At 71.4% G+C, this 10,107-nt stretch carries 8 protein-coding genes and 1 pseudogene; 6 read left to right on the plus strand and 3 right to left on the minus strand.

What is annotated here, in order from left to right:
* Nucleotides 1-153: 153 nt before the first annotated feature.
* Genes FL583_RS42515 through FL583_RS24860 form a run of 4 tightly spaced genes read left to right on the plus strand, consistent with a single transcriptional unit; the run spans nucleotide 154 to nucleotide 5,500 of the window.
* A complete protein-coding gene (locus FL583_RS42515; protein WP_170323851.1) occupies nucleotides 154-3,237 on the plus strand; it encodes a nitrate- and nitrite sensing domain-containing protein in 3,084 nt (1,027 codons plus the stop codon).
* Entirely contained in the window at nucleotides 3,234-3,665 is a 432-nt protein-coding gene (locus FL583_RS24850) for a roadblock/LC7 domain-containing protein (protein ID WP_142707218.1), read from the plus strand. Before FL583_RS42515 ends, FL583_RS24850 begins: the two co-directional genes overlap by 4 nt.
* A 12-nt stretch (nucleotides 3,666-3,677) precedes the next feature.
* Nucleotides 3,678-4,307, plus strand: a complete 630-nt coding sequence (locus FL583_RS24855) for a GTP-binding protein (RefSeq protein WP_205752423.1) — start codon at nucleotides 3,678-3,680, stop codon at nucleotides 4,305-4,307.
* A complete protein-coding gene (locus FL583_RS24860) occupies nucleotides 4,304-5,500 on the plus strand; it encodes an ABC transporter substrate-binding protein (protein ID WP_142707219.1) in 1,197 nt (398 codons plus the stop codon). Before FL583_RS24855 ends, FL583_RS24860 begins: the two co-directional genes overlap by 4 nt.
* A 7-nt stretch (nucleotides 5,501-5,507) precedes the next feature.
* Here the strand turns inward: FL583_RS24860 and FL583_RS24865 are convergent, their stop codons facing one another.
* The 3 genes and pseudogenes from FL583_RS24865 to FL583_RS24875 form a co-directional block, all read right to left on the minus strand.
* Entirely contained in the window at nucleotides 5,508-5,990 is a 483-nt protein-coding gene (locus FL583_RS24865; RefSeq protein ID WP_142707220.1) for a hypothetical protein, read from the minus strand.
* Nucleotides 5,991-6,030: 40 nt separating this feature from the next.
* Nucleotides 6,031-6,777: an ABC transporter permease gene (locus FL583_RS24870; protein ID WP_142707221.1), complete on the minus strand. Its 747-nt coding sequence runs from the start codon at nucleotides 6,775-6,777 to the stop codon at nucleotides 6,031-6,033.
* A 7-nt stretch (nucleotides 6,778-6,784) separates the two neighbouring features.
* Nucleotides 6,785-7,459, minus strand: a pseudogene (locus tag FL583_RS24875) (ABC transporter ATP-binding protein); the annotation flags it as partial.
* A gap of 131 nt (nucleotides 7,460-7,590) precedes the next feature.
* On the opposite strand from FL583_RS24875, the gene FL583_RS24880 reads away from it, so the two are divergent.
* Nucleotides 7,591-8,778 carry a sensor histidine kinase gene (locus FL583_RS24880; protein ID WP_170323852.1) on the plus strand — a complete coding sequence of 396 codons (1,188 nt, stop codon included), beginning with the start codon at nucleotides 7,591-7,593 and terminating at the stop codon, nucleotides 8,776-8,778.
* Nucleotides 8,775-9,431, plus strand: coding sequence for a response regulator (locus FL583_RS24885; RefSeq protein ID WP_142707224.1), 657 nt, complete (start codon nucleotides 8,775-8,777; stop codon nucleotides 9,429-9,431). Before FL583_RS24880 ends, FL583_RS24885 begins: the two co-directional genes overlap by 4 nt.
* Nucleotides 9,432-10,107 lie beyond the last annotated feature (676 nt).

Genomic DNA, 10,107 nt, shown 5'->3' on the forward strand with positions numbered 1-10,107 from the left:
GCCAGTTTCCATTGTGGTGAAATGCAATTCGAGCCGGACCGCGGGAGTCTCGTCCGGGCTTGTTCACCTACTGATCGCATGGACGGAGGAGTCGTGCCAACGTCCCTTCTGGACCGGAGCCCAACACGGCCACCGGAAGGCAGGACAGAGCAGGTGGACAGCACCGAGGAGCCGCCGTCGTCCGAGCTCGACACGGATTACCGAACAGGCGTCGGGACCCGCCTGTTCGGCAACACGTCGATCCGGCTGAAGGTCATCTGGATCACGCTCGTTCCGCTGATCGCGATGTTCCTGTTCTCGGGAATCGTCGCCCGATCGGTTCTCGACGAGGCCCAGACCGCGAGCAAGATTCAGGATTTCGCGCGCCTGGGCAACGAGTCGTCGTCGCTGGTCGACGTTCTCCAGATCGAGCGCTCGTCGGCCGCGGCGTACGTGACCGACCCGGGAAAGACGCCGAGTCATCCGACGCTGAAGCATTTCGTCGAGCAGGGTCGTAACACCGATGCGGGTTTCCGCCGGTTCCTCGATCAGTACGAGAGCCTGGACCCGGAGATCGCCGCGCCGATCAGCTCCGAGTTCGAGCAGGTGAAGCGCGGCTACGCGGTGATGACCCGCAACCGCGACTCGGTGATCGACCAGGCCCGCAAGGGCGGCGTCCGGGTCGGGGCGGCGGTGACGATCTACGAGCAGCTGATCACCAGCCTGCTGCAGATGAAGGAGCGCCTGGCCGGTGCGGCCGCCGGTGACGAGCAGCTGTCGGCCCAGCTGACCGCGGTGTCGGCGTTCGCCAAGTACAAGGAGGCGATCTGGCAGGAGCAGATCGTCGTCCGGACCGCGCTGGAGGACGGCAACAAGCGCTTCACGAACGACACGTTCGGCTCGTTCCGGGCCGCGGTGTCGGACGAGAGCGCGTTCCGCAGCCAGTTCATGCTCAGCGCGACCGACCGTCAGCAACAGATCCGCAACACGACGCTGACCGAGGAGCTGACCTACCAGCAGCTCCGGACCCGGGCCCAGAACGCCGGGCTCGGCAACGCGCTCTCGTTCGGCCTGGCGACCTGGCTGGAGACCAGCGACCGCGAGAACACGCTGCTCCGCTCGATCGAGCAGCAGCTCAACACCGCGACCGTGCAGGACGCCGGCTCGTTCCGCACCGACGCGATGCAGCAGGCGATCATCGTCATCACGATCGCGCTGGTGGCCCTGGTCGTGGCCCTGCTGGTCTCGCTGGCGGTCGCCCGCTCGATGGTCCGCCCGCTGGTGCGGCTGCGGACGAGCGCGCTCGAGGTCGCCTATCAGTCGCTGCCGGACGTCGTCCGTAAACTGCAGGACGCGGACCAGCAGACGGCGGCCCAGGCCTCCGCGGAGACCGCGGCGAAGACCGTCGACATCCGGTCGGGTGACGAGATCGGCCAGGTCGCGCAGGCGTTCAACGCGGTCCACCTGGAGGCCGTGCGGGTCGCATCCGAGCAGGCCCAGCTGCGCCAGAGCGTCTCGTCGATGTTCGTGAACCTGTCCCGGCGCTCGCAGCTGCTGGTCGACCGGTTGATCCGGTTGATCGACGGTCTGGAGCAGGGTGAGCAGGACCCGGACCGGCTGTCCGAGCTGTTCAAACTCGACCACCTCGCGACCCGGATGCGCCGGAACGACGAGAACCTCCTCGTCCTCGGCGGTGCCGAGTCGGGCCGCAGCTGGGCCAAGCCCGCGCCGCTGATCGACGTCCTCCGGGCCGCGACGGCCGAGGTCGAGCAGTACACCCGGGTCAAGCTCGGGTCGATCGACGAGGGTGCCGAGATCGCCGCCGGGGCGGTGAACGACGTCGTCCACCTGGTCGCGGAGATCCTGGAGAACGCGACCTCGTTCTCCTCGCCCCGCACCGACGTCACGGTCGACGCCCGGCGGGAGGCCGGCCAGGTCGTCATCGAGGTGATCGACCACGGCATCGGGATGTCCCGGCAGCAGCTCGCCGAGTTCAACGAGCGGCTGGCCAAGCCGCCGGTGTTCGACATCGCGGTCTCGCGGATGATGGGCCTCTTCGTGGTCGGCCGGCTGGCCTCCCGGCACGGCGTCAAGGTGATGCTCCGCGACGCGACCGGCGGTGGTGTCCTGGTGATGATCACGCTCCCGTCCGGGGTCCTGCACGTTCCTGCCCCGGCTTCGGACGCTTCGCGGGTGAGCAGGGCCGACGTCGGTAACCGGCCGATCGAGCGGGTCGCGTCGGAGCGTCTCGACCTGCCGAAGCGCGAGCCGTTCAACGGCTTCGCGACGAAGGCGACGGCGTCGACGTACGCGCCGACCTCCGGGTTCGGGAACTGGGCGAGCCCCGCGCCGGTCAGCCCGGCGCCGGCCAGCACCTCGCCGTACACGCGGACGGCGGACTCGTGGTCGGCGTTCGACCCGCCGACGGTGCGGAACGTCCCGCCGGCGCCCGCGCCCGCTCCCAGCGAGCCGAGTTGGTCGGAGGCGACGCAGCCGATCAGCGTGTTCCCGGAGCCGACCGTCGAGATGCCGTTGCCGATCTTCGAGGCGACGAACTCCGACTGGTTCCGGACCAACCCCAACCTTCCTCGTGTGCCGGAGGCCCCGGGCGCTTATGCGCCCGCTTCAGACCCGGCGTCGGTCCGTGCGGAGTACTCCGCGGCGGGGCGGTCGTCGACTACAGACCCGGCGTCGGTCCGTGCGGAGTACTCCGCGGCGGGGCGGTCGTCGACTACAGACCCGGCGTCGGTGTTGGACTCCGCCCCTGCACCGGCGCCGGCCTTTCCCTTCACTCCGGCCGCGGCCCCGGCCCCGTGGCCGGCGCGGGGGCCGCGGCCGCCGGCCGGTGCCCGGCCGGCGTCCGCGCTGCCGCCGGTCGCGGTCCCGTCGCTAGCGGCCTCAGCGGTTTCCGCGCGGTCGTCGGTCGCGACCGCGTCCCGTACTCCGGCCCCTCCATCGGTCCCGACGCCGATGGCGGGGCCGGCCGAGCCGGCTCCCGCGCCAGCGGTGTCGTGGGAGTCACCGGCCGACAGTGGGTGGAAGGCGGCCCAGGCGGCGGCCGAGAAGGCCCCCACTGCCCTGACCGACTCGGGCCTTCCCAAGCGCGTCCCGATGGCGCACTACGTGCCCGGCCGCGTCGAGCGGGCGCCGAAGCTCGCGCCGACCCAGCGATCGCCGGAGGCGATCCGCGGCGTCCTGTCCAGCTACCGCAGCGGTCTCGAGCAGGGCCGCCTCCAGAGCACCAAGGAGGAGCAGTGACTACGGCCCCAGCGCTCAGCCACGACGCTCAGAACCTGAACTGGCTCGTCGGCAACTTCGCCAACCGCGTCCCCGGCATCGCCCACGCCGTGGCCGTGTCCGCCGACGGGCTGCTGCTGGCGGTCTCCGACGGGTTACCGCGCGACCGCGCCGACCAGCTCGCCGCGATCGCGTCCGGGCTGGTGAGCCTCACCCACGGTGCGGCGCTCTGCTTCGAGGGCGGGAACGTCAGCCAGACCGTCGTCGAGATGGACACCGGCTTCCTGCTCGTCATGTCGATCAGCGACGGCTCGTCGCTGGCCGTCCTGGCCTCCCGGTCGTGCGACATCGGCCAGGTCGGCTACGAGATGGCGCTGCTGGTGGAGCGCGTCGGCCAGGTGCTGACGCCCGCGCTCCGGTCCGAACTACACGGCGCGCTGTCGCTGTAGAGGAGATGTCCGGTGAACTTCGGTAACACGAGCACGCTCGACGCGCCCCGTATCTCGTCCACCGCGACGTCCGCCAAGATCGTCGTCGCCGGCGGGTTCGGCGTCGGAAAGACGACCTTGGTGGGGTCCGTCTCCGAGATCACGCCACTGACGACGGAGGCGATCATGACCGCGGCGTCGGTCGACGTCGACGACGTCTCCGGCATCGGCGGGAAGACCACGACGACGGTCGCGATGGACTTCGGACGCATCACGATCGACGAGGAGCTGATCCTCTACCTCTTCGGGACGCCCGGCCAGACGCGGTTCTGGTTCATGTGGGACGAGCTGGTGCGGGGCGCGATCGGCGCGGTCGTGCTGGTCGACCCGCGGCGGCTGGCCGACTGCTTCTCGGCCGTCGACTTCTTCGAGCAGCACGGGGTTCCGTACGTCGTCGGGATGAACTGCTTCGACGGAATGCAGTCCAACACGATCCGGGAGATCCGCGAGGCGCTGTCGATCCGGCCGGACGTGCCGATCATGGCCTGCGACGCCCGACGCCGTGAGTCGACGAAGAACCTGCTGATCGCGCTGGTCGAGTACGTGCTCCGGATGCGCGGAACGGCGGCGCTGGCGAGCCGGCTCGCGGTGCCCCAGACGTGAACCGCTCCCGAAAGGTCGTGGTCGCCGCGCTGGCCCTGGTGCTGGCCGTGGCCGGCTGCAACGCCAAGACCGAGGCCGACGACGGCGACGACGCCGGGTTCGCCCCGCCGAAGCTGTCGGCGCTGTCGGAGCTCGGGACGCCGGAGGGCGCGCTGAGCGTGCTCGCCTGGGCCGGCTACGCCGAGGACGGGTCGAACGACCCGTCGATCGACTGGGTGACGCCGTTCGAGCACGCGACCGGCTGCCAGGTGACGGTGAAGGTCTTCAACACGTCCGACGAGGCCGTGACGCTGATGAAGACCGGCAAGTACGACGTCGTCTCGGCCTCCGGTGACGCGTCGCTGCGACTGATCGGCGACGGCACGGTCGAGCCGGTGAACACCGACCTGGTGCCGAACTACGTCGACATCTACAGCTTCCTGAAGAACCAGCGCTGGAACAGCGTCGACGACGTGTCGTACGGGATCCCGCACGGCTGGGGCGCGAACCTGCTGATGTACCGCAAGGACGCGGTGCACCCGGCGCCGACGTCGTGGAGCGCGGTGTTCGCGCCGAGCCTCTCGGTCGTCGGCAAGGTCACCGCGTACGACTCGCCGATCTACATCGCGGACGCCGCGCTGTGGCTGATGAGGCACCAGCCCGACCTCGGGATCACGAACCCGTACGCGCTGGACGACAAGCAGTTCGCGGCCGCGATCGCGGTGCTCGAGCAGCAGAAGGCCAGCGTCAGCGAGTATTGGAGCGACTACGCCGAGAACGTGGCCGCGTTCAAGGCCGGCGACTCGATCGTCGGCACCAGCTGGCAGGTCATCGAGAACGTCGCGAAGACCGAGGGCGTGGACGTCGAGGCCGTGCTGCCGTCGGAGGGGTCGACCGGCTGGTCCGACACCTGGATGCTCAGCGCGAAGTCCAAGCACAAGACCTGCGCCTACAAGTGGTTCGACCACATCGTCAGCCCGCAGGTGAACGCGCAGGTCGCCGAGTACTTCGGGGAAGCGCCGAGCAATCCCAAGGCGTGCCGGTTCACGACCGATCCGCAGCACTGCGCGGTGTACCACGCCAACGACGCGGGGTACGCGAAGCGCATCTGGTACTGGAGCACGCCGCTCGCCTCCTGCCTCGACGGGCGGACCGGCGTGCGGTGCAAGGACTACGAGGACTGGGCCCAGGCCTGGACCACGATCAAGGGCTGAACTCCCCTCACCGCGTGCGCGTGGGTGAGGGGAACAGGTTGGACCAGAACGATTCCGGGGAGTCCGGCGACTCCGAGGGAGACACCGAAGGGGAGGCGGGCGTGGCTGCCTTCTTCGACGGTGCGGAGCGCGCCGGACGTGTTGGGGTCGGCGCCGGTGACGCGGCTTGACGGGGCCGCGTCACCGGCGCCGGTGCGGACGTCCTGGGCGCCGGTGTGGTGGGCGACGGCGCTGCGGAGCTGGCCTCGTTCGGCAGCGGCAGCGCGGTGTTCCCGTGGCCACCGCCCAGCATGCTGACGCCGAGCAGCGCGGTGTACACGACCGCGGCCCCGCTCGCGACGCCCAGCCCGACCTTCAACCAGCGGCGTCGTCGCCCGGTGTGGTCGAGGAAGATCGCGTGATCGGCCTGAGTGGCGGGGCCGCCGCGGCGGTGCCGACCGGCTTTGGTCACGGCCGTCATCAGGACGGTATCGGCGTCGTTCTCAGACATGCCGATAACCTAGCATTTCACTGTTTATCCTGATAGGACTTCACGCGTCTCGCCGGGTCATCATCCAGGCCCCGGCCCCGAGGGCCAGCACCGGATAGAGCACGAGCGCGACCGCCGCCTCCGGCGTGTGGGCCAGCGACGGGAGCAGCACCCCGGAGACCCGTTCGTCCCACGGGTCGGGCAGGTACACCGCGATGGTCGGCCCGACGAACAGCAGCCCGGCGACCGCGGCCAGCGCACCGGCCGACGACCGGAACGCCGCTCCCAGCCCGACGCCGACCAGCGCCGCGACGACGATCGTGGCCACGGTCAGGGCGGCCGAGCCGAGCGCGTCAGTGGTCGACGTCCACGGCTCGATCGGGGGCGGCCGATCGCCGGCCAGCCAGAGGCTGAGCAACGTCGAGAGGGCGGTGCTCAGCACGGCGGCGGCGCCGGTCAGCCCGAGTACGACGGTGACCTTGGCGCCGAACAGCCGCAGCCGGTTGGGTACCGCCGTCAGTGTGGTCGCGATCGCGCCGGTGCGGTACTCGGACGTGATCGCCAGCGCGGCCAGGATCGCCAGCACCAGCTGGGTGATCGGCGCGACGACGACGGACATGTCGGCGCTCTCGTAGTGCGCCCGGTCTGCGGGCGGGGCGCCGTCCCAGGCCGCGACCATCGCGTGGCCGACCAGCGTGGCCAGGACGAAGAGCGGAAGCAGTGACGCGAGCAGCCAGTAGGTCGAGCGGACCGACCGTAGTTTGAGGCGCTCGGCGGCGATGGCGCTCTTGAAGGGGCGGTCACGCATGGTGCACCAGCCTGAGGTAGGCGTCCTCCAGCGATGAGCCGAGTGCGTCGAGTGGCTCCTCGGCCAGCAGGCGCCCGGAACCGATGATCACCACCCGATCCGCGGTCAGCGCCATCTCGGACATCAGGTGGCTCGAGATCAGCACCGCCCGTCCCTCGTCGGCCAGGCGGCGGGCCAGCGACCGGAACCAGCCGATGCCGGACGGGTCGAGGCCGTTGAGCGGCTCGTCGAAGATCAGCGTGGCCGGGTCGCCGAGCAGCGCGCCGCCGATGGCCAGGCGCTGCCGCATACCGAGCGAGAGGGCTTTGACGCGACGGTCGGCCACGGGGGTCAGACCTACCTCGTCGAGCACCTCGTCGACGCGGGCCGGCGCAATGGCGTTGCTGCGGGCGAGCACCCGCAGGTGCGTCCTGACGGGCAGGCCGCCGTGCACCGCGGCGGCGTCCAGCACCGCGCCGACGACGGTGAGCGGCCGGTCGTAGGCCGCGTACGGACGGCCGTGGACGAGCGCGGACCCGCTGGTCGGCCGGTCGAGGCCGAGGATCGCGCGGAGGGTGGTGGACTTGCCCGCGCCGTTGGCGCCCAGGAAGCCGGTGACATGTCCGGAGGGGATGGTGAAGCTCAGCCGGTCGACCGCGAGCGTGCGGCCGTAGCGTTTGGTCAGGTCGAGGACTTCGATCATGACTCCACGGTGGTCGCTCGGCCTTACCCCCGGATCGGCCCGCGGTCGCGTTCGTCCACAGGGTGTCCTACCACGGGATGACCTGCTGTGGATGGATGCCCGCGCGGCTCGGGCCCGGTTACGGTCGCCGGGTGACGACGATCAGCTCCGTGCGCCGCCTGGTGCGCTCACCCCGGCTGGACGTCGCCGTGCTGCACGCGGCCGACGTCGTCGCGGCGGTGGTGTTCGTCGGCATCTACGTGCTGTTCGTCGGTATCGCCGGCGGCCCGGCGTCCGACACCCAGCAGCACTATGCGGGGCCGGCCGGGGCCGGCTGGGTGATCGCGGTCGCGGTCGGGGCGCCGATCGCGGTCCGGCGGCGGTGGCCGTTCGAGGCCTGGGCGGTCTCGTGCGCCGGGCTCACCGTGGCGACGAGCGTCCACTTGACGCTCGAGCCGTGGATCCCGGTCGCGATCATCCTGTTCTCGGTCGCGCTGAAGGCATCGTGGCCGCGTGCGCTGGTGGCGATCGGCGTCACGCTGGCCGCGTGTGCCGGGTCGCTGACGGTCGCCGCGGTGACCGACCCGAACGGCCGCGTGGCCGACACGATCGGGCTCGTCGCGTACGTCTCGCTGATCTCCGGTGGGTCGTGGGTGGCCGGGGCGATCGTCCGCGAACGTCGGGCGGCGGCCGAGGAGCGACGTCAGCGGGACGCGGAGCGCGCGTTGGCCGACGAGCGCCTGCAGATCGCCCGCGAGCTGCACGACGTCGTCGCGCACAGCATGAGCCTGATCGCCGTGCAGGCCGGGGTCGCCAACCACGTCGTCGAGGAGCAGCCGGAGGCGGCGCGGGACGCGATGCGGGTCATCGAGAACACCAGCCGATCGGCGCTGACCGACATCCGCCGGATGCTCGGCGTGCTCCGGACGCCCGAGGCCGAGCTCGCGCCGGCGCCGGGCCTGGACGCGATTCCCGCGCTGGTGGAGCGGGCGCGGGCCAGCGGAGTCCGGGTCGCCTTCGATGGAGCCGGCGCGGGGCGGTATTCGGAGGCGCTCCAGCTCGTCGTCTACCGGGTCGTCCAGGAGGCGTTGACGAACGCGGTGAAGCACGCGGCGCCGACGGCGTGCCGTCTGCGTCTGGAGGCGGCGGACGGCGTGCTGCGGATCGAGGTCGAGGACGACGGCCCGCCGTCGGCGCATCCGGATCCGCCCGAGGGTGGCCACGGCCTGATCGGCCTGCGCGAGCGCGTCGCGCTCTACGGCGGCACGCTGGTCGCGGGTCCCCGCCCCGAGGGCGGCTTCCGCCTGGTGGCGACGCTTCCGACGGACGGGAGCGGATGAGCGTCCGCGTGCTGGTGGTCGACGATCAGGCGCTCGTGCGCGGGTCGTTCCGGCTGCTGGTGGACACCGCGCCGGGGCTTCAGGCCGTCGGCGAGGCGGGGGATGGGCGGGAGGCGGTGCGGCTGGCCGCCGAACTCCGGCCGGACGTCGTGCTGATGGACGTCCGGATGCCGGAACTCGACGGGGTGGCCGCTACCCGGCGGATCTGTGCCGAGGTGCCGGGCGCGCACGTGCTGATCCTGACGACGTTCGACCTGGACGAGTACGTCTACGGAGCGCTGCGGGCGGGCGCAGCCGGCTTCCTGCTCAAGGACGCGCCGCCGGCCGATCTGCTGGCCGCGATCCGAGTAGTCGCCGCGGGCGACGCGCTGATCGCCCCCTCCGTGACCAGGCGGTTGATCGAGCGGTTCGTAGCGGCCGCGGAAGTGGCGCGGCCGGCGCCGGCGCTGGAGGGGGTGACGCCGCGGGAGCGAGAGGTGCTGGTGCTGGTTGCGCGGGGCCTGTCGAACCGCGAGATCGCGGGACGGTTGCATCTGAGCGAGGCGACGGTGAAGACGCATGTTGGCCGGCTTTTCGACAAGGTCGAGGCGCGGGATCGGGCCCAGTTGGTGATTGCGGCGTATGAGAGCGGTTTGGTGACGGCGGGTCGGTAGCGCGGCTCGCCGCCCGCGCGCCGCGCCGTCGTCTTCCGTTGCTGTCGCCCGCCGCCGGCTCCGCCGCCTTCCGCGCTGGGGTCCGTCGGTGGTAGTCGGCCTCGCTCGTAGGTCCGGCCGCCACCTAGCGGGCCGAGCCTGCCCGGCCCTGCCTCGCGTCTTACCCGCAGCGCTACCTGGCGCGGCTCGGCGTTGTTCGGGCGGCCGCGCTCGAGGGCGCTGATCCTCCCAGGGCCAGCCCTTGCCGAAGCCACCTCGCGCCCCTCGGCGTCGCCCCGCCCCGGGCGGGCCCGGTCGCGCGCGGCTTTGCCCAGGCTCGTCGGTTCGCCCGTGCTGGCCGGGCCGCCTCTCCGCGCGCTAGCCGTGCCGCCTTGCCCTGCGCTGGTCGTGCCGTCTCGCACTGCTAACCGTGCTCGATGCTGCCGGGCTTCGTGTCGCCTCAGTGTGCGGCCCGGTTCCGCGTTGGCCGAATTGGCGCGCCAACCCCCTTGCTGGCCGCGCGGCTAGCGTCCGCTGAGCCGGGCGAGGGGTGACTTTCGGAGCCCTGCGGTCTCGCGGCGTGAAGGGGGTACCGCGGGCCCGGCTGCGTCGCCGGCGAAGTTCTGGGAGAGGTCAGCTGTTCAGCGCGGTGATTCGCCGCACCGCCCCGTACCGCTCTCGCTGCACCACGCAGCAC

Origin of the sequence: Cryptosporangium phraense (assembly GCF_006912135.1) — a bacterium.
Classification (GTDB): Bacteria; Actinomycetota; Actinomycetes; order Mycobacteriales; family Cryptosporangiaceae; genus Cryptosporangium; species Cryptosporangium phraense.